The 19,606-nt window shown below is 70.8% G+C and carries 19 protein-coding genes; 2 read left to right on the forward strand and 17 right to left on the reverse strand.

The window, feature by feature from the left end; translation table 11 throughout:
- Positions 1-677 precede the first annotated feature (677 nt).
- The 9 genes from CLV67_RS37130 to CLV67_RS37170 are packed head-to-tail and all read right to left on the reverse strand — an operon-like array spanning position 678 to position 9,172.
- A complete protein-coding gene (locus tag CLV67_RS37130; protein ID WP_106327123.1) occupies positions 678-1,421 on the reverse strand; it encodes a maleate cis-trans isomerase family protein in 744 nt (247 codons plus the stop codon).
- 13 nt (positions 1,422-1,434) lie between these two features.
- Positions 1,435-2,076, reverse strand: coding sequence for a hypothetical protein (locus CLV67_RS37135; protein WP_106327124.1), 642 nt, complete (start codon positions 2,074-2,076; stop codon positions 1,435-1,437).
- The gene (locus CLV67_RS37140) at positions 2,076-2,831 is read right to left on the reverse strand and encodes an SDR family NAD(P)-dependent oxidoreductase (RefSeq protein ID WP_106327126.1); all 756 of its coding nucleotides are present in this window, start codon (positions 2,829-2,831) and stop codon (positions 2,076-2,078) included. Before CLV67_RS37140 ends, CLV67_RS37135 begins: the two co-directional genes overlap by 1 nt.
- Positions 2,832-2,889: 58 nt before the next feature.
- Positions 2,890-3,825 carry a hypothetical protein gene (locus tag CLV67_RS37145; RefSeq protein ID WP_106327128.1) on the reverse strand — a complete coding sequence of 312 codons (936 nt, stop codon included), beginning with the start codon at positions 3,823-3,825 and terminating at the stop codon, positions 2,890-2,892.
- The gene (locus CLV67_RS37150) at positions 3,818-4,504 is read right to left on the reverse strand and encodes a hypothetical protein (protein WP_106327130.1); all 687 of its coding nucleotides are present in this window, start codon (positions 4,502-4,504) and stop codon (positions 3,818-3,820) included. The genes CLV67_RS37145 and CLV67_RS37150 overlap by 8 nt, the downstream gene beginning before the upstream one ends.
- Positions 4,501-5,709: an aromatic ring-hydroxylating dioxygenase subunit alpha gene (locus tag CLV67_RS37155; protein WP_106327132.1), complete on the reverse strand. Its 1,209-nt coding sequence runs from the start codon at positions 5,707-5,709 to the stop codon at positions 4,501-4,503. Before CLV67_RS37155 ends, CLV67_RS37150 begins: the two co-directional genes overlap by 4 nt.
- A 5-nt stretch (positions 5,710-5,714) precedes the next feature.
- Positions 5,715-6,674, reverse strand: coding sequence for an alpha/beta hydrolase family protein (locus CLV67_RS37160; protein ID WP_239166717.1), 960 nt, complete (start codon positions 6,672-6,674; stop codon positions 5,715-5,717).
- Positions 6,674-7,453, reverse strand: coding sequence for an oxidoreductase (locus CLV67_RS37165; RefSeq protein ID WP_249037980.1), 780 nt, complete (start codon positions 7,451-7,453; stop codon positions 6,674-6,676). The genes CLV67_RS37160 and CLV67_RS37165 overlap by 1 nt, the downstream gene beginning before the upstream one ends.
- A 45-nt stretch (positions 7,454-7,498) precedes the next feature.
- On the reverse strand, positions 7,499-9,172 hold the full coding sequence (locus tag CLV67_RS37170; protein ID WP_239166718.1) for a carbon-nitrogen hydrolase family protein: 1,674 nt from the start codon (positions 9,170-9,172) through the stop codon (positions 7,499-7,501).
- A gap of 107 nt (positions 9,173-9,279) precedes the next feature.
- Here CLV67_RS37170 and CLV67_RS37175 point away from each other — a divergent pair, with 107 nt between their 5' ends.
- Complete coding sequence (locus tag CLV67_RS37175) at positions 9,280-9,561, forward strand: Dabb family protein (protein WP_106327138.1); 282 nt, start codon at positions 9,280-9,282, stop codon at positions 9,559-9,561.
- Positions 9,562-9,571: 10 nt separating this feature from the next.
- Here the strand turns inward: CLV67_RS37175 and CLV67_RS37180 are convergent, their stop codons facing one another.
- From CLV67_RS37180 to CLV67_RS37210, 7 genes are all read right to left on the reverse strand, one after another.
- Positions 9,572-10,333 carry a hypothetical protein gene (locus tag CLV67_RS37180; RefSeq protein ID WP_106327140.1) on the reverse strand — a complete coding sequence of 254 codons (762 nt, stop codon included), beginning with the start codon at positions 10,331-10,333 and terminating at the stop codon, positions 9,572-9,574.
- A gap of 332 nt (positions 10,334-10,665) precedes the next feature.
- Positions 10,666-12,102 (reverse strand): aldehyde dehydrogenase family protein, encoded by a 1,437-nt coding sequence (locus CLV67_RS37185; RefSeq protein WP_239166719.1) that lies wholly within the window; start codon positions 12,100-12,102, stop codon positions 10,666-10,668.
- A complete protein-coding gene (locus CLV67_RS37190) occupies positions 12,099-13,259 on the reverse strand; it encodes an FAD-dependent oxidoreductase (RefSeq protein WP_106327142.1) in 1,161 nt (386 codons plus the stop codon). Before CLV67_RS37190 ends, CLV67_RS37185 begins: the two co-directional genes overlap by 4 nt.
- Complete coding sequence (locus CLV67_RS37195) at positions 13,256-14,128, reverse strand: isocitrate lyase/PEP mutase family protein (RefSeq protein WP_106327144.1); 873 nt, start codon at positions 14,126-14,128, stop codon at positions 13,256-13,258. The genes CLV67_RS37190 and CLV67_RS37195 overlap by 4 nt, the downstream gene beginning before the upstream one ends.
- Positions 14,125-15,567, reverse strand: coding sequence for an aldehyde dehydrogenase family protein (locus tag CLV67_RS37200; protein ID WP_106327146.1), 1,443 nt, complete (start codon positions 15,565-15,567; stop codon positions 14,125-14,127). Before CLV67_RS37200 ends, CLV67_RS37195 begins: the two co-directional genes overlap by 4 nt.
- On the reverse strand, positions 15,564-16,850 hold the full coding sequence (locus CLV67_RS37205; RefSeq protein WP_106327148.1) for an acyl-CoA dehydrogenase family protein: 1,287 nt from the start codon (positions 16,848-16,850) through the stop codon (positions 15,564-15,566). The genes CLV67_RS37200 and CLV67_RS37205 overlap by 4 nt, the downstream gene beginning before the upstream one ends.
- A 4-nt stretch (positions 16,851-16,854) precedes the next feature.
- Positions 16,855-17,934, reverse strand: a complete 1,080-nt coding sequence (locus CLV67_RS37210; RefSeq protein WP_170154153.1) for a flavin reductase — start codon at positions 17,932-17,934, stop codon at positions 16,855-16,857.
- A 158-nt stretch (positions 17,935-18,092) separates the two neighbouring features.
- Between CLV67_RS37210 and CLV67_RS37215 the strand changes: the two genes are divergently transcribed.
- Entirely contained in the window at positions 18,093-18,893 is an 801-nt protein-coding gene (locus tag CLV67_RS37215; RefSeq protein WP_106327152.1) for an IclR family transcriptional regulator, read from the forward strand.
- On the opposite strand, the gene CLV67_RS37220 is transcribed toward CLV67_RS37215, so the two are convergent.
- The gene (locus tag CLV67_RS37220; RefSeq protein ID WP_106327154.1) at positions 18,890-19,588 is read right to left on the reverse strand and encodes a hypothetical protein; all 699 of its coding nucleotides are present in this window, start codon (positions 19,586-19,588) and stop codon (positions 18,890-18,892) included. The genes CLV67_RS37215 and CLV67_RS37220 overlap by 4 nt on opposite strands.
- Positions 19,589-19,606: the final 18 nt, after the last annotated feature.

Below are 19,606 nucleotides of genomic sequence, written 5' to 3' on the forward strand. Positions count from 1 at the left end.
GGGTGTGGTGATTTGTGGCTGGTGGGTGGGCGTGGGTCACCACGGTGCGGGGGTGTGGGGTGGTGTGTGGCGATCTGCGGCTGGCGGGTGGGCGTAGGTCACCACGCTGCGCGCTGCGCTGCGCGGTGCGCTGCGCGGTGCGGGGGGTGTGGTGATTTGTGGCTGGTGGGTGGGCGTGGGTCACCACGGTGCGGGGTGTGGGGTGGTGCGTGGTGATCTGTGGCTGGCGGGTGGGCGTAGGTCACCACGCTGCGTACTGCGCACTGCGCGGTGCGGGGGGGGTGTGGTGATTTGTGGCTGGTGGGTGGGCGTGGGTCACCACGGTGCGGGGTGTGGGGTGGTGTGTGGCGATTTGTGGCTGGCGGGTGGGCGTAGGTCACCACGCTGCGTACTGCGCACTGCGCACTGCGGGGGGTGTGGTGATTTGTGGCTGGTGGGTGGGCGTGGGTCACCACGGTGCGGGGTGTGGGGTGGTGTGTGGTGATCTGTGGCTGGCGGGTGGGCGTAGGTCACCACGCGGCGCGGGGCGCGGGGCGCGGTGTGGAGTGGTGTGTGGTGATGTGGGGCTCGTGGGTCACCACGGTTGTGAGCGCGACGGGGAGCGGCGCCAGGGGCGGGCAGGGCAGAAGGCCCGTCGTGATCGGACGGCGAGCCCTCCGGTGGGGTGAGCTGTGGGGTCAGTACTCGCGCAGGAGCGAACCGGCCCCGTACACCTTGTCCTTGATGCCGTTCTCGCGTAATGCCATCCACCAGGTCGCCGCGTTGATGGCGATGACCGGCTTGCCCAGCCAGCGTTCGGCCTCGTCGGCCAGGCGGACCATGGACAGGTTGGTGCCGCACTGCACGATCGCGTCGACGTCGGGTGCGTTGACGTTGAGGATCGCCGCGCGCAGCTCGTCCTCGGTGACGTGCGCGATCGAGACGGCGGTCGGGCATTTCAGGCCCTCGATGGCGGTCACCTCGAAACCTATCTCGCCGAAGAAGCGGACCACGTTGGCGTCGCCGACCGGCTGGTACGGCGTGACGACCCCGATCTTGCGGGCGCCGTAGAGCTTGAGCGCCCGTTCGCACGCCTCGGCCCCGGTGGCGACCTCCAGCCCGGTGATCTCCTTGATCTGGGCCACGAACTCGCGGTTGCCCTCGACGCCGCCCCAGAACGTCTCGGCCGACATGCCCATCACCATGTAGTCGGGCTCGCACGTGAGGACGCGTTCGCAGGCGAAGCCGATCTCGGCGCGGATCTGGACGAGCAGGTTCTCGAAGTTCGCGTCGTCGGAGAGGTCCTGGTTGCGGATGTGGATGCGGGAGAAGTGCGACGTCACACCGGGTACGGCCATCGCGTAGAAGTCCGGCTCGACGATCGTGTTGGTGGACGGGGCGATGACGCCGAACTTGCGGCGCCAGCCGAGGGCGTCGGTCATCGGAGAGCTCCGATCAGCGAGGGGCGGAAGTGAGGATGGGGCGGGTAGCGCGGAGGGTGAGCCAAGCGGCCACCAGCAGGCAGCCCTGCGCGGCCGTGTTGATGGACTGCTCGAGCCATTGGAAGGCGAGCGTGTGATGCTCGTCGGACGAGCGCAGCGGCACGAGCCCCATCACCAGGACCAGCCCGAGCACGTACAGCGAGACCGCCCACCACTGCCGGTACCGGCCCGCGACGATCGCTGCGAGAACGCTGATCGCGGTGACGCCGAGGGTGGCAGCCACGAACAGCGGGTTGAGGCTGCCGGCCAGGACCGATCCGGCCGCGCACAGGCCGAGGGTGAGCGCGAACGGCCAGAAGTGGGTGCTCCTCCCGCGTCGCACGGTGACGGCGAGCGCCCACGACAGCAGCGTGGCGCCGGCGGCCATCAGCGGGAACAGCAGTTGTTCGAGCAGCGTCCCATCGCCGGCGCCCGCGGCGTACCCGAGCTTCCAGATGCATTTGGAGATGCCGCCCGCACCGATGAGCAGAGCGCCGGCCAGGCCCGCCCGCTGGGCGACGGGGTGCGGCGCCGTCCGGGCGAGCAGGGCGAACCCCAGGGTTCCGAAGATGACCGGTACGAAGTCCTCGACGGCCAGGATGATCGGATAGTCCATCAGCGGTCCTCGAAGAGGTCGCGCTTGCGGAATCCGGCGGTGGCGAACCGGTAGGCGGCTTTGGGGCCGGTCAGCCAGGCGACCCGGCCGCCGTTCCTCGTGCCGGCGAGCACGCGGGCGGCCAGCCACGGGGTGACCGTCTCGACCCGGTCGGCGAGGATGTTGAAGATCTTCTTCGCCTTCTCGAACTCGGCCGGGTCGTAGTCCTGGACGAGCAGGTCGGTGACGACCATGCCGGGGGAGAGCAGCGCGACCTTGACCGGGGTGTCCTTGAGTTCCTTGGCCATGGCGAGGGTGGCGTAGGTGAGGGCCCGCTTGGTCGCGCCGTAAGGGGTCAGGCCGGGCACGATCTGCCCGTTGGACCCGAGACCCTCCATGTTCCACAGGGCCCCGTGTCCCTGGGCGAGCATCGCTTCGAGAACGACGGCGCTCGCCTGAAGCGTCCCCTCCAGATTGAGCCCGACCACCGACGAGATCTCCGAGGCCGGCAGCTCCCACAGCGGTTTACGTGAGTTGGACATTCCCGCGTTGTTCACCCATATGTCGATCTTTCCGAATCGATCGACAGTGGCGTCCCAGAGCTTGCGGACGTCCGCCCGATTCGTCATGTCAGCGGCCACGGCGAGCGCATCAGCCGGCCCATCAGAAGGGACCGTCCGCCCGCAGTACGCCACCGAAGCACCCTGATCGAGAAAGGAGCGGACCAGGCCCTGACCGATCCCGCGCGTCCCTCCGGTCACCACCACGACGGTCATGACCGTGCCCCCTGAGGGATGCCGGAAGGGCGCCGCTCATGACACCCGCTTCGCCCGGTCATGCCGCCCACTCCAGAAGCCCGTGCAGCACCGAGTCCAGGTTGCCGCCGTGGAACAGCTCGTAGACCACGGCCAGCTGCTTGCCGGCCGACATCCCGGGCGTGGCGTCGATCGAGAACTCTCGCGCCTTGACCTTGAAGGCGTCCGTGAAATGCAGCGACTGGAACGAGGCCCGCCCGAACCCGATCGCGTTGCCCCAGGCCTCCGGCCCCTCGAAGAACAGCCGGTTCCCGTCCCGCCGGGTCTCCGCCACGAAGGAACGGGCCAGCCCGGCGCCCTGCCACGACACGGTCCGGCGGGTGCGCAGCAGGTCGATCGGCTCCAGCGCGATGGACGCCGGCACCGTGCCGCGCAGCTTCTGGTCGGCACCCCACAGTTCCAGTTCGCCGGTGAACGCGCCGGCCTGCTTGGTCGGCAGGATGTACGGCACCGGCCCGTTGCGGGTCTCCGTCTCGATCAGGTCGCCGACCCGCGACGGCGTCCGCGTGTAGAGCCCGTTGAAACAGCCGGCCACGGCCCAGCCCTGGTACAGCACCGACGAGTAGACCTGCGTCTCGCCGTCGGGCAGCACCTGGTTCCACGTGTTCAGGTCGACCTGCCAGCCGGGACCGTAGTAGTGCGAGTCGACGAACGACCCGTACGGCTGCCCGGTCCCGAAGAAGTCCGGCCCCGTGTAGATCCGGTTGGCGTCCGAGTCGACGACGCCGAAGGAGAACGGAGCGCCGAGCCGGAACTGCCCGGCGAGCGGACCGCCACCGATCAGACCACCATCCATCCGGTACGTGGTGACGCCGTCGACGTGATCCGACGACCGCCGGATCTCCTCGAATCCGCACCACGTCCCGTTGTGGTCGAACAGCGACGGCCGCCCGTGCCACTCCCCGGCGATGCGCTTCTGCCAGGTGGACGGCTCGGCGGTGGCGGGCTCAGTCATTGCTCACCAGCGCCAGGCGTACCGACTCACTCTGTTCCTCACCCAGCAGCCGCACGGTCTGCTTCCAGACCGGGTCGATCTCCGGGCTGAACAGCAGCTCGCGGTGGGCGGCGTCCCGCTCGGCGGTGCCGGCCGCGTCGACGCCCTTCTCCACCAGTGCGGACCAGTGCTCGAGGTAGGCGTCCACAGCGTCGCCGATGCCTTCGAAGGCCGCGGCGGTGGCCCGGCTGACCAGCATCCACGGCGACATGAGGGCGTACTGGCGCGGCGTGAGATGCGCCGGCGTCAAGCCTTCGCGAGTGGAAACGCCCTGATAGAGGGGCGTCAGCGGTTCGTAGACGGTGTCCAGGTAGGACAGCGATGTGGCCAGATCGATCCGGGGGATCAGGTCGAGGTGGAACGCGTAGTTCTCGCCGTTGGCGACCGAGTCCAGCGTGAAGTGGGGAACTCCGGACGCCGGCCCGGTGAACGCGAAGATCATGTGACTGTCCAGCCCGATCGGCGGAACCACCAGCGAGACGTTCACGACCTTGGCGACCGGCCCGTCGCCGCGCCATACCCGGATGCGGCCGACCGGGCCCATGGCCGAGGTCAGCTCCCGGTCCTCGGTCGGTGTGACCGGGAATCGCGAGAGGATCTTGTCGAGCGTCGTGTCGGAGAGTGCGGCGGGGAGGCTCAATTCTTCTCCTCGGAGGAAGGGGAATCCTCGGCGCCCATCAGGCGGGCGGCGGCGACGGTCGGGTGCTCGCCGCGGGCCTTGTGCACCCAGGCGCGGGACAGCTCCGGGCTCTCCCGGCGGGCCGGCGAGGGGATCACCGTGGCCGTCCGGCGGGGCACGTCACCGGTGATGAAGTCGTCCTCGCTGAGCAGCCAGCCCTTGTCGGCGAGCTCCTGGCGGCGGCGCCGGTACTCGACGGCGATGATGTCGCTCCTGATGTGCAGCTCGGCGCCGAGGTCGAACGGCAGCAGCTCGGGCCGGACCTTGTTCACCACGGCGGCGTCCTCGTAGAAGATCCGCATGGTCCGGTTGATGGCGTCCCTGTTGGCCCATTTGCCGGTGAAGAACGTGCGCAGCGCGACCCACTTGACCAGCGTGGTCGTCTCGTCGATCGGGATGTTGGTGTCGTAGATGACCATGTCGCCGATCGGCAGCCGGACATGCAGCTTGATCATGTTGGGCAGCATCCAGCCGGCCGACGTGGTGACCGGCGGCCGTTTCTTCAGGTCGTTGCCGATCAGCCGGCCGAACTTCCCCCACAGGCCGCTCGGCTTCGGCGGGTGCAGGTCGACGGTGGCGAACGCCGACCACTCGTCCGGGTGCTCGACCTCGTAGTCCGGCACCTGCGGCATGTCCGGGTTGCCGAACCGTCCGGCGTGGACGAACGGCGCGTGCGCGATGTCGCAGCCGTTCTCCAGGATCCGCTCGTAGTTGGCCTTCCACATGAACTCGCCGGTCACCGTGCGGAACTTGCCACCGTTCTCGACGAGATCGTCGAATTCCGGCCACACCGGCATCGGCGGACGCTCCTCCTCGGGGAGATCGCCCATGAAGACCCAGACAAAACCATACTTTTCCTGTACGGGGTACGAGTCGACCCGCGCCTTCTTGGGAATGCCCCGCCCCGGCAGGTTCGCCGGGATCTTCGTACAGGCGCCGTCGGGGTCGTATTCCCAGCCGTGATAAGGGCACACGATCTTGTCGTCTTTGAGCCACCCGCCGGAGAGCGCGGCCCCGCGATGCACGCACAGGTCGCTCAGCGCCACGACCCGGCCCTGCTTGGGCGTCCGGTAGACGACGAGGTACTGCCCGAGGACCGTGAGCCGCTGCGGCTTGGTGGTGACGTGATCGGAGAACTCCACCGCGTACCAGAAGTTCTTGAGCATGGCTGTTACCTCCGCCGGATTCCGGCGATGTCGGGGGACTGCAGAGCCTTGTCGAGCGCCTCACCCGAGGCGCCTCGCAGGTGGGTGTCGAGGAACGCCGCGGTGACGTCCACGAGAGCGGCACGGGTGACCGCGGGGTCGGTGGTGGCCTCGAGATCCAGAAAGGCGCGGGCCGCGGTGTCGTCGACCGGGTGCACGATCCCGAAGTGGTTGGCGCCCGAGAAGGTGACCTGCACGTTGTCGCCGTCGCGGCTCGGCAGCGCCTCGTCGAACGTACGGCTGATCGGGTCTCTTCTCGTCGCGGCGTCCTCGCCGTACCGGTCCGCCGACCCGTTGATGACGCCGTCGTTCTCGCCGTTCATCAGCAGCACCGGGCAATCCACCTGGGCGGGGAGGACCGTCCCGGCCGGCCAGCCGAGCATCGTGGCGACCATGGTGTGCGTGCCGTACGCCGCGACCGCCTTGACCTCGGGGAAGAACCGGGCGCTCTGCAGGATGACCGTGCCACCCGCCGAGTGCCCCACGAGGCCCACGTTGTCGAGGTCCAGCAGGCCCGCGACCGGCCCGGTGATGCTCCGCAGAGCGTCGATCACGGCCGGCACCGAGGGCGTGGTGGCGCGGGTGCCGTAGGCGTCCGGCTTCGCGGCGGCCAGCTCGACACCGGGCGTGATGCCCTTGAGCCCGCCGAACAGCTCACCGACCCAGTCGTAGGTGACGGCGACGTACCCACGGGAGGCGAGTTCGGCCGCCAGCCACCGGTAGGCCTCCTGACCGACGTTCACCCCGGAGACGATCACGACGACCGGGTACGGGGCGAGCGCCGGATCGGCCGGGAAGACTCCGGAGAGCCGTTCCGCGTCCGAGCCGGTCGGCTTCGACGGGTAGAAGACCCGCAGGTGCGCGGTGTCGAACGGCCTGTCCGCGCCGGGGATCGTGGTCGCCCACCACACCGAACGGACGCTCATCACTCGGCCCCTGGCCGCGGCAGTTCACGGTCGCCGCCCCACAGTGCCCGTACCAGCTTGTTCGTCGTCTCCTCGCCGAAGAAGCGGACCCCCATCACGTTCGCCGGGTCCCGTTCGGCGATGTTCCGGCGGATCGTCTCGTCGGTCCTGCTCAACGCGGCCCGCTCCGGCTCCGGCACCGGCTCGGCCTCGTCGACCCAGCGCAGCCAGCGGTCCACGTGGGCGTGTGCCCGCGCCGCCACGATGTCGAGGTTGCGCTGCGAACGCTCGAACGAGAAGCAGTACGCGGTCGGCGACAGGCTGGCCCGGATGAACCCGGCCCGGCTCACGAAGTAGTCGAACTCCGGGTCGCCGCGCAGCTCCAGCCACTCGGCGTTGACCGGCTCGTAGTACCTGTCGTAGTACTCGCCGTCCTCGACGAGGTTGGTCCGGGGCACCGAGTCGAGGTAGAACCAGCCGCCCGGCCACACCAGCAGCGCGATGCCCAGGTGCGGCACCTTCACCTGCGGGCCGAGCCACGCGGTCAGGTGCAGGTTGGCGAAGCTGGCGCCCGGGTTGCCGATCCAGGAGTGGACCAGCCAGTCGATCTCCGGCCCCGAGTAGGCCTCCAGCGAGCCGCCCGGCCCGTCCGGATACGTGCCGTACGTCTGCAGGTCCAGCGTGGACGGATCGCGCGTCAGCTCGAACCGGGCGTCGATCTTCGCCTTCAGATCGGCGAGGAGCCCCCGGTAGAAGTCGAAAGTGTCGTGCACGTCGATGGCCGGCGAATTGTCGACCATGTCCTCTACATGCTGGATCGTCTCGGCCACTATGTTCGCCCTTCGTTATCGAATGAGGGCGTCGACCAGTCGCCACGGGCGGCCGTCGACGAGATCGGTGTTCCGCGAGACCAGGCGGTTCGCGGCTTGTGCGGGAGCGACCTCGGCGGCGCCGGTGGGGACGCCCGCCGGGATGTCGGTGCGGACCGGCGTGGAGATGCGGCCGGTGAACGGCCCCTCCCACCTGGTCCAGAGCGTGAAGTCGGGGGTCATCGCGAGGACCGCCGAGGGCTGGCCGATCGGGGTGGCGACGACCAGGTTGAGGCGGTTCTCGGCGGCGCGTTCGGGCAGGCCGAGAGCCAGCTCCCAGTCCTCCTGCGCTTCGTAGGGAACTGCCACCACATCCGCGTCCAGCAGCGCGGCCAGCCGGAACGTCTCCGGATAGAGCGCGTCGGCGCCGGCGATGACCGCGAGCCGGCCCCATTCCAGATCGACCGGGACGATCGCCGTGCCGGGCCCGCCGTGGAGTCGCGGCTGGCGGGCGACGATGCCGTCCTCGCCGATCACGACGCCCTCGCCGCCGATCACGGTCACCGCGTGCGCCCCGGTCCCGGCCAGCGCCGCCGAAATCGCGTGGTGATCTGCGGTCCGTTCCGCGCCGGAGGTCACCACGCCGGGGTCCCCGTCCCCGTTCGCGTGGTGATCTGCGGTCCGTTCCGCGCCGGAGGTCACCACGCCGGTGAGCGCGGGCAGGACGATGAGCCGGGCGCCCTTGGCCACCGCGTCGCTGATCAGCGCGATGTCGCGCACCACGGCGACCGGCAGGCCTGGGGCGCCGGGTGGCCGCTGCCGGCCCACCGGTGCGGCTGCGATCGGGCCGTACAGCTCCGGGCGCCGGGACGCGAAGATGTCCGTGCCGTCCGGCCGGGTCTTGTTGTCGGCCCGCGCGGGCTCGATGTCGGCGACGATCACGGCCTCGCCGGTGCGCGGGGCCTTGGCGACGATCGTGCCGTCCGGCGCGACGATCTGGGACTCGCCGGCGCCGTGCAGCCACTCCGGCGGGACCCCGAGACGCTGGGCGATCGCGGGCAGCTCGTCGCGGGGCAGCAGCGGCCCGACCTTGTTGGCGGCCACCACCCACACCTTGTTCTCGGCGGCGCGGACCGGGATGTGCAGGTCGGCCTCGTCCAGCGCGAAGCTGTTCAGGCTGTTCAGCAGCACCTGCGCGCCGCGCAGCGCGAGGCCGCGGGCCACCTCGTTGATGACGCCCTCCATGCAGGCGTACATCCCGATCCGCCCGAGCGGCGTCTCCAGCACCGGGCCGACGGTCGCGCCGGGCTCGAGGAAGTCGTTCTCGGCGCCCATCAGCGTCTGCTTGTCGCAGGTGCCGGCGACCTCACCGGCCGGGTCGAACAGCAGGTTCGTGCCGCCGGTGGTCCCGTCCGGATGGGCGTGCGTGACGTTGATCTTGATCCAGATGCCGTGCCGGCGGGCTCGCTCGGCGATGGCGGTCAGGAACTCGTCGCCCGGCCGCGTCGCGCGTTCGTGGGCCTGGGCGCGCGACGCGTACCAGGAGAGATGGTTGCAGAACTCGGGCAGCACCACGATCTGTGCCCGCTGCCCGGCCGCGGCGTCGATGACGCGCAGGCAGGCGGCGAGGTTCTCGGCGACATCCTGCCCGGCCTCGATCTGGGCCGCGGCGACGCGGATTCGGTCACCGGGCAGTCCAACACCGGCCATGCGGTTCCCCCTAGCGAAACGGCGTTTCCCAAAACTACACTCGGGGCCGCTTTCGCAACAGGGGTTCTCTCGATGGCAAAGATATTTTTGGGGGTGCAGGGGTGCTTGTGCACGTCGTTCTCATGAAGTTTTCGGATGCCGGGGATGCTGCCGGGGCCAAGTCGCGTCTGGAGGCGCTCGGCGAGGTGGTTCCGGAGATCCGTTCCCTCCGGGCCCACCTCGACGAGCTGCACACCGAAGTCTCCTGGCACCTGCACCTGGTGACCACCCACCGGGACGTCGACGATCTCCGGGCCTACCAGGCACATCCCGCCCACCTCGAGCTCGGTGCCTGGCTGCGCCCGCTGCTGGCCGCCCGCGCCGTCGTCGACTACACCGAGGACGCCTGATCCGCCGTGATCAGCCGTTCAGCATCCGGTAGACGGCGGCCGGGGCCTTCTTCGCCTTCGGTGCCGACGGCTTCTTGACCTTGCCGTACCTGTAGGTGATCGTGCAGGCCTTGGCGGACGGCACCTTGATCGTCATGGTGCTGACGTTCCCGGCCTCGTCCACGGCCGCCTCGAACGGGATGGCCTGCGCCTGGGCGCCCAGCTCGGTCACGGTGTCGGCGGCGATGGCCGACGAGCCCTTCCCGTACCTGGTCAGGTCCAGCGTCCCGGTGAACTTCGCACCGTCCTGAACCACACCGGATGCGACGCCCACGAGTCGGCCGACGCCCATCGGGTCGAGGTCGTCCTCGTCGAAAGACACCATGTCGTTGTCGGGATCGTCGAACTTCGCCGGGTCCAATTTCATCCAGTCCCTCGGGATGCCGGCCCTGGTGAACAGTGATGCGGGCTTGGAGGTGATCCGGGCGTATGTCGTCCCGGAGCTCACTGTCTTGAACGACATCGTGAGAGTGCCGTGCGGAGTCTTCATCGTGCTCTCGACCTGCCTGGTCTTGGTCGCGGGGTCGACCATGCCGGAGAACTGCGCCATGCAGCCTCCCTTGGCGGTGTACGAGAACGCGGGCGTCGTCGCGTCCGGCACCGCGGCGGCCAGGTTGTCGGCGGCGGAGGGCGGGACCTGGGACGTGCCGGCTTCCGCGGTTCCGCAGGCGGCGGCGCCGAGAGCGAGGACGGTGACAGTGGCCAGTCCGGCCACGCGACGGTGGTTGCGCACAGGTGACTCCGGGGGATTCGGGGAGGACGGCCTCCGCGCGGCTCACCCGGGGCGGTCCGCCGCCGGGTCCGCGATCTCGCAACGGCCGTCCCCTACGGTACGGACCACTGCGTACCCCCACCAACGGTGTGAAAATGCGGTTCGCGCAGCCCGTACGTCAGAGGTGAGGATTTCGCAGTTCTTCTCCTCGCCCGTTCCGGCGATCTGATCCGCCAGCCGGTGGTTGGGACCGCGAACCGTGACCGGGCCGGGCGGCGGCCCTCTCCTCCGCCTTCCGGACGGTCACGGTTCGCGGCGTCTCGACCCGCCGCCCGCCACGCCGGCGGGGCGCCTCAACCCGGCGGGTACGCCGACGGCCCGCCCGCTGCCACCCCGGCGCCCGGGCGGAACGCCGCCGGGGCGTGGATGACGCAGGTCTGGACGTACTCGGCGAGACCCTCGTGGGCGTACTCCCGTCCCCAGCCGGAGCGCTTCACCCCGCCGAACGGGGCGCGCAGGCTCATGCCCGTGCGGTTGTGCGTGTTGACGAACGTGAACCCGGCCTCGAACCGCCGGGCGAACGCGAACGCCCGCTCCTCGTCGGCGCTCCACACCGAGGCGCCGAGCCCGAGTTCCCCGGCGTTCGCCGCGTCCAGCACCGCCTCCTCGTCGTCGTAGCCCAGCACCGGCACGACCGGTGCGAACTGCTCCGCGACGACCAGTGGCGAACCCGGATCCGGCCCGGCGACGAGCGCGGGCCGCACGAAGTAGCCGCTCTCCGGGTCACCCTCGAAACGACCGAGATCGTGTACGACCCCGCCGGCTCGCAGGGTCTCGGCCGCCCGCTGTGCGGCTGCCGAGATCACCGGGCCCATCGTGACGCCGTCGGCCAGCGGGTCGCCGGTGACCAGGACACGGTCGGCGGCGGCCAGGTACGCCTCCACGAAGCCGTCCAGGCGCGAGGACGGCACGTACAGCCGTTTCGCCGCCATGCAGACCTGACCGCTGGTCGCGAAACTCGCCATCACCAGGCGGTCCATGGCCTCGTCGGTGAACGGGGCGTCGTCGAGGAACACGGCCGGGTCGTTGCCGCCGAGTTCGAGCACGGTCGGGGTCAGCCGGTCGCCGGCCAGGGCCGCCACCGCCCGGCCGCCGTCCGCACCACCGGTGAACGCCACCTTCCGGACCAGATCGTGCCCGACCAGCGCGGCCCCGGTGCCGGCCCCGCCGTGCACCACCCGGGCCGGCGCCTCGAAGAGCGCCACCACGCGCGAGATCGTCAGCGGCGCGAGCGGCGACGGCTTCACGACGACCGCGTTGCCCGCCGCCAGCGCCGGCGCGATCTTGAGCATGCCGAGGATGACCGGAGCGTTCCACGGTGTCACGGCGGCGACCACGCCGTACGGTTTGCGCTGCTCGACGATCCGCCCGAGCTCGTCGTCGACGATCCGGTCCGCGTAGGCGGCCGGGGCGTGCTCGACCACCCACCGCAGATACCGGACCGCGAAACCGATCTCGCCGCGGCAGTCCCCGACGACCTTGCCGGACTCGCGGGCCAGCAGTGTCGCCAGTTCGGCGGCGGACTCCTCGATCGACGTGGCGGCCCGGCTCAGCACCGCGAGCCGTTCCGGCAGTTCGCGGGCGGCCCACTTGCGCTGCCCGGCATCGGCCTCGCGGACGATCGCGTCGACCGCCTCGGCCGGCGTCTCCGCCACGACCCCGGCGATCTCAGCGGTACGGGCGGGGTTCTCCCGGGCGATCACGCCCGCGCCACCGATCGGCGCGCTCATGCCGGGACCGGGCGCAGGGAGGCGATCATGGAGCTGCGCAGCAGCGACTGCCGGGCCAGCGCCGGATCGGCGGCCGTCGCGCGCAGTCCGTCGAGATGGGCGGCGCGGGCGTCGGGGTCGGTGGCGCGGAGGCGCTCGTAGTTCTGGTGGGAGACGCTCTGCACGTATTCGAGGGCGATCCGGCGGCGGTCGCCGGCGGCCGTCCAGACCGTCGCGTCGTCGCCGGTCGCCAGGGCCGCGGCGTAGGCGACGGCGTCGTGGATGCCGGAGTTCATTCCCAGGCCGCCGAGCGGGTTGTTGACGTGGGCGGCGTCGCCGGCCAGCAGGACCCGGCCGGTGCGGAACGACGTGGCCACGCGCTGGTGGACCCGGTACATGCTGGCGTGCGCGATCCGCCACGGCCGGCCGGGGTCGTGGACGCCGCGCAGGCGCTGGTCGAGACGGGCGTACTCGTGCTCGTCGGGCGTCTCGGCCGGTGTCGGCAGCAGCACCCGCCAGTGGTCGGGCGTGCGCAGCAGCACGCACCACTCGACCGGGTCGAACACGTAGTTGACGGCGGCCAGGTCGTCGAGCCAGCCGGTCAGGTCCTCGTCGGCCGAGGCGACCAGGAAACGCTCGGGGTAGGTGATGCCGTCGAAGGTGACGCCGGTGGCCCGCCGCGTCGACGAGTGCGCGCCGTCGGCGCCGATCAGCCAGTCGCCGTGCCGGGAGCGGCCGTCGGCGGCGGTCACGGTGACCGACGTGTCGTGCTGATCGGCGGCGGTCACGTGGAAACCGAATTCGATACCGCAACCGGGGTACGTCAGCAGGTGGCGCAGCAGGATCGGTGTGAGCTTCGACTGTTCGCACTGGATCCGGTACGGGAAGCGCGTGTCACCGGCCAGGACGGCCAGGTCGAGCATCGCGATCAGGCCCTCGCGGCGGTCCCGGTAAGCGAACGTGGGTGACAGCAGCCCGCGTTCGTGCAGCTCGGCGCCCACCCCGAGGTCGTCGAGCATCTCCAGGGTGGGTGGGTGGAACGTGGACGCCCGCGACTCGGCGGCCAGCTCGCCGCCGGACTCGAGGACGGTGACGGCGAAGCCGCGGCGCGCGAGTGCGAGCGCCGCGGTCAGGCCGACCGGTCCGGCCCCGGCGACCAGGATGCGGGTCGTGTTCACGTGTCTATCCCCTTGGGCACATAGCGGGCGTCGAGGTCGAGGGCCTCGTCCTGGCCGATCAGCGCGGTGAACGCGGCCCACGGCATCCGGTCGACCGGTTCGGCGGTGCCGGTGTCGGCGATCGACCGGTAGGCGAGCGAGGCGGCCCGCATGGACGCGAGCAACGCCGCGACCGGGTGCAGCACGAGACGGACACCGGCGGCGGCGAGATCGGCGTCGGACACGGCCGGGCGGTTGCCGCCGGCTTCGCTGCGATTGATCACCACGGGTACGCCGGGAAGCGCCTCGTGCAGGCGCTTCAGCTCGTCCAGCCTGTCCACGCCCTCGGGGAACACCGCGTCCGCCCCGGCCTCGGCGTAGGCCCGGCAGCGCACGATCGTCTCGTCGAGACCGCTGACCGAGTACGCGTCGGTGCGGGCGATCACCACGATCTGCGGCGCCTGGTCGGCCAGAGCGGTGATCTTCGCGGCCGCCTCGCCGATGGCGATCAGCTCCTTGCGGGCCAGATGGCCGCACCGCTTCGGGCTGACCTGGTCCTCCAGGTGCAGACCGGCGATACCGGCACGGGCGTACGCCAGCGCCGTCCACACCGCGTGCAGCGGATTGCCGTAACCGGTGTCCGCGTCGGCGATCAGCGGAATGCCGTCCAGGGCCGGGACCAGGGTGGACGCCCGGTCGGCGATCTGGGTGCCGTGCACGTAACCGAGGTCGGGACGGCCCAGCATGATTGCCGAGACCGCCGCCCCGGACAGGTGCACCGCCCGGTGCCCGGCCGCGACGGCGAGGGCGGCGGTCACCGGGTCGTAGACGCCGGGAGCGTGGGTGACCCGGCCGGAGGCGAGAATGGCTCGCAATGCTGAAGCAGTCATGACCGGCTGTGTAGCGCGAAACCGTTCTCAACGCCAACCACACGTGGGTTGGTGAAGAACAGCAGGGTCTCGGCGGTGCCCTCTTCGGAGTAGCCGGAGATGCCCCAGGCGGGGCGCGGCGTGAACAGGTGCAGGCTCATGATCGAGGAGCCGTTGACCTTTACCTCGCCGGCGCGGACCCGTCTGGCGACCGCGAGAGCGGCCTCCTCGTCGGTGCCGAGGACGTAGCCCTCCAGGCCGTACCGGGTGCCGTTGGCCAGGGCCACCGCCTCGTCGACCGTGGTGTAGCCGTGCACCGCCGCGACCGGGCCGAAGATCTCATCGGTCGTACGGGCCGGGTCGGCGCCGACGACCAGCGACGGGGCGAGAGTGTTGCCGGGACCGGTCAGCGCGGCCTCGCGGACCGTGCCACCCAGGTCGTCTCGGGCCTTGACGACGGCCGCGCGGTGTCCGGAGTGGATCAGCGGGCCGTAGTCGGTGGCCTCGTCGGACGGGTCACCGGTGACCATCTCGCTGACCCGGCCGAGGATCGCGTCCACCAGAGCGCTCTCGCGGCCGGCCGGGACGATCAGGCGGCCCAGCGCGCGGCACCACTGGCCGTTCAGGGTGGTGAGCAGGTCGGCGGCGGCGCGGGCGGCGACGTGCTCGTCGGCGTCCGGCAGCACGATCAGCGCGTTGTTGCCGCCCAGCTCCAGCTGCACCGGTTTGATGTCGTAGGCGCAGGCGGCCGCGACCGCCCGGCCGCCGCCGAGCCCGCCGGTGAACGAGACGGCCCGGACCCGCGGGTCGGAGACGATCGCGGCGCCCGTCCCGGCGCCGCCGTGCAGCAGCTGGAACAGCGCGGGCGGCGCTCCCGCCTCGCGCAGCACGGCGTCGATCACCCCGGCGAGGCGTTCGGTGCCGAACGGGGCGTACTCGCTCGGTTTCAGGATGGCCGGGCAGCCCGCGGCGAGAGCGTTGGCGACCTTGTGAGCGGCCATCGGAGCGGGGGCGTTCCACGGTACGAGACAGGCTGCCGGACCCCATGGCAGGCGCTCGACGAGCACCTCGCGGCCGTCCTCGCGCACCGCCGACGACGTCAGGATGCCGAGGCGGAGCTGGCTCGCGGCCAGGGCGAACGCGCCCGCCAGGATCATGCCGAGCGGGGCGGTCTGCCGGATCGGGACACCGGTGGCCCGCGACTCCATCGCGGTGATCTCCGGAGCGGCCGCCGCGACGGCGGCGGCGATCCGGTCCAGGACGTCAGCGCGGTCGCCTGCCGGAAGCTCCCAGGCGCCCAGGGCGCCTGCCGCGGCCAGCGCCTCCTCGACGCGGGACGGTGACGAGCCCAGCGCCGGGCCGATCACCTCGCCGGTGGCCGGGTTCTCCAGAGTCACACCGGCCGGGGTGGCGCACGCTTCCCACGTACCGCAGACGAGGTCTTTGACCGTGAAAGTCATTTGGCCACACTCGCGAACAGGTCGTTCGCCTTGTTGCTCGTGATCACCGACGCGGCCTCCAGACGTCCGCGCTCCGGCGGGAACGTCATGACCAGGCCCATCGACAGGTCACGCAGCGCGCGGCCGACGGTGCCGTTCATGGTGGCGGCCGACGTGCCGGAAGCCTTCAGGGCGCCCAGCGCCACGTCGAACGCGGCCTGGCAGATGCTGCCCTTGGCGATGCGCCACTGCGCGTACACCTCGGATTTGGTGGCGATCGGCGGCTCGCACGTCTCGAGCAGCAGCTGGCGGCGCAGCCAGAGGTACGCCCGTTCCAGGGATTCGGTCATGTCGCCGATGATCACCTGATGCATCGGTGATTCGGCGATCGGCCGGCCCGTGTCGGCGAACGTCTTGCGGGTGAGCCGTTCGAGGGTGTCGTCGTAGACGCCCTGCGCCGCGCCCACGTAGACCGCGGTGATCGCCAGCTGGTTGCCGACGAAGCTGCCCCGGCTGCACTGCAGCATCTTCACGAACGCACCCGGCACCGTGAGCGCGTCCTCCTGGGGGATGAACACCCCGTCCAGCCGGATGCCGTGGTTGGCGCTGCCGCGCATGCCGAGCCCGTCCCAGAACGGCCGCTCGGACACGCCCTCGGCGTCGCGCGGAACCAGGAACATGACCAGGCCGTCAGCTGTCTCGTAGCCGTCGAGCCGTGCCGTGACCAGGTAGTGATCGGCGATGCCGGTGGCGCAGCCGAACGACTTCTCGCCGGTCAGTTCCCACCCGTCGGTCTCCCCGCGGGTCGCCGGAACAGCCGTGGTCGCGATCGCGATGTTCGCGCCGCTCGACTTCACCGACTCGCTGGCGAAGTTGGCGAGCCAGGCGCCGCCGGACATCAGCCGCAGCACCTTCTCGGCGAACGCCTTGACCACCGGCACCTCGTCGCCGGCGAACAGGCCCGATTCGATCGCCTCCAGCGGCAGCAGGCCACGGGAGGCCGACGTGTTGTGGAAGAAGAACGCCAGCGCCGTCGACGGGCAGGCGCTGCCCATGGCGTAGGTGGCGGCGGCCAGGTCACGCAGGGTGCCGCCGAGACCGCCGTACTCCTCGGGCACGATCAGGCCCATCAGGCCGGCGTCGCGCAGCAGGCCGATGTGCTCGCGCGGGAAGGCGCCGTCCCGGTCGGCCTGGCCGGCCTTGGCGCGCAGGGCGGGCAGCACCTGCTCGACGAGGGCGGCGCGGGCCTTCTCCTCGACGGTCATGTCGTCGACGAGCTTCTCGCCGATGAGTCGGTCGGCCATGGTGTTACTCCCTCAACTGGACGAGGCTGGTCTGGACGAGGTCGGGCAGGCCGGCGACCTCGAGTTGGCGGGACAGGTGAAGCAGGTCGGCGAGAGGCAGGCTGGACGAACCGGAGCCGGGGGCGGCGACGTCGAAGTGGCAGACGCCGTTCTTCATCGCGACCATGGCGTTGACCAGGGCGAGGCGGTTGTCGCCGGACAGCCGCACCCGCAGCACGGCCGGGCGGACCCGGACCACGGCGTCCTGCAGCACCCGGCGCACCTGCAGCGGCGATGCCGGGACCAGGTCTGACTCGGCGCAGCCGATCTCGTCGCACCCGAGGGCCACGAGCCTGTCGACGGTGGCGAGCACCTCGTCCTCGCGGTCCGGGTCGAACGCGTCGGTCACGTAGCCGGCGACCGTGGCGCCGGACCGGCGGGCGGCCCGGATGACCTCCGGTGACGGCGCGGCGTCCGCGGTGAACTCGAAGCAGTCACCCCGCACCCGGGCGCCGGCCTGCCGCAGCGCGCCGGCGAGCGGGTCCCCGGCGGCCACGTCCACGGTCAGTGCGACCGCGGGCGGCAGCGGGTCGGAGAGCTGGCGCCAGTTGCGGGAGTGGAACAGCAGCGGTGCGGTGATCCGGGGCAGTGCCGCCTCGGTGACCTCGCCGACGAAGATGGTGTGGTCGCCGCCCGGGTAGGCGTGCGCGACCGTGCAGTCCAGCCAGGCCACCGCCTCGCTGAGCACCGGGCAGCCGTTGGGCGTGATGGCCCAGTCGAGGCCGGCGAACCGGTCGGCGACCTCGGTGCGGTTGCCGTCACGGTCCTGTCCGGCGAAGCGGCGGCCGATGTGTGCCTGGTCCTTGCCGAGGAAGCTGATCGCGAACTTGCCCGCGTCGCCCAGGAGCGCCCGGCTGGGCAGATGGTTGCCGAGGCAGACCGAGACCATCGGCGGATCGAGGCTCACCGAGGAGAATGAACTGGCGGTCATGCCGTGCCTGCGCGGTTTGCCGCCGACATCGGGCGGGCCGACCGTGGTGACGACACAGACACCGCTCGGCCACTGTCCGAGAACGGATCGGAAGGTCGTGCTGTCGACCGGCACCCGCGCACTCCGTTTCGCTCTCAGAAACGCTGTTACGCTGAACGTAACGACGGCCCGCTGGCCTGTCAACCGCGGAACGGTACGGCGTTTCGCACCGCGAAATAGCAGGCTAGAGTTCGGCAAGGTTTGTTCCGTACCTGTTCCGTGGGGGTTTCGCTGTGCCAACGCCGACACCGGGCGCCAACGAGGACGAGAGCCAGTCCCGCTCCATCGCGGCCGTCGAGCGGGCCATGGACGTGCTGCTCTACTTCGGGCGCACCGAACAGCCCGACCTCGGCGTGACCGAGATCGCCACCGCCCTGGGCCTGACCAAGGCGGCCGTCCACCGCATCCTCACCGCGCTGCGCAGCCGTGAGCTGATCACTGTCGACCCGTCCACCCGCCGCTACGCCCTCGGTCACGCCGCGGTCGCGCTCGGCCGTGCCTACCTGGCCCGCACCGACGTGCGCGCGATGGCCGCCCCCGAGCTCAAGCACCTCTCCGAGCGCACCCACGAGACCGCCACCCTGTCGCTGCGGCGCGGCGACACCCGGCTCTACGTCGACCAGGTCGTCCCCGGCCAGGAGCTGCGTCTCGAGGTCAGCCTCGGCATCCCGTTCCCGCTGAACGCCGGCGCCTCGTCCAAGGCGTTCCTGGCGTTCCTGCCGGACTTCGAGGTCGACGCCTACCTGGCCCGGCACCCGCTCGAGGCGGTCACCGACAAGACGATCACCGACCCGGCGAAGCTCCGCAAGGACCTCGCGACGATCCGCAAGCGGGGGTACGCGACCTCGCTCGGCGAGCGTCAGGCCGGCGCCTCGTCGGTCGCGGCCCCGATCTTCGACCACGACGGCCGGGTGGTGGCCGTGATCAGCCTGGCCGGGCCGGCGCTGCGGTTCAAGGCGGACACCGAGGAGGCCGTCGCCGACCTGCTCGCCGCGGCCGGCCGCATCTCCGCCCAGCTGGGCCACCGGCCCTAGAGGTTGGCGAGGGGCTTGGCCACTCCGAGCAGTCCGGCCAGGAGCACCGAGCCCCAGATCACCCAGACGTAGGGGAGGCAGCCGTTGACACTGCTCCTCACCACGGCGTCGTCCTCGGCTGTCGCGGTCCCGGCCATCACCTTGCCGAAGAACGCCGCCCCGAACGGCTTGAGCTGCCGCCGGATGCCGAGTCCGGCCGCGATGGCCAGGGCGTAGAGGACGACCTTGCCGCCGAGCCACTTCGGGTTCGTGGTGACGCCGAACGGCTCGGCCGCGACGAGGGTGAAGACGCCGGCGCCGGACATGCCCGCGACCACGGCGATCCGGATCGCCCAGTCGGCCCGCTTGACCGCCGGATGTCTCCCCGGCTCGTGGTGGTCGGTCCACATCAGCCGGATCCAGGCGAAGGAGCCGAGCCAGATCGGCACGAGCAGCCACCACGGCAGCAGCGGAACGCCCCACAGCGAGGCGCCGTGCGCGTCCAGCGACATCAGGGTCAGGCCGCTGGGCAGGAAGAGGATCAGGCAGATCTTCGGCCCGAGGTCGAGCCCCAGCATGATCTTTAGCGCGGTGTGGCGGGCCGCGGGGGTGAGCGAGGAGTCGATCACGTACCGGCTCGAATAGAAGACTCCCAGGTCGCCGCCGAGCCAGAAGACCATGAGCACGATGTGCAGGTAGAGGAAGATCTCGAGCATGCGGTAAATGGAAACACC

It is taken from the genome of Actinoplanes italicus (assembly GCF_003001815.1).
GTDB classification, from domain to species: domain Bacteria; phylum Actinomycetota; class Actinomycetes; order Mycobacteriales; family Micromonosporaceae; genus Actinoplanes; species Actinoplanes italicus.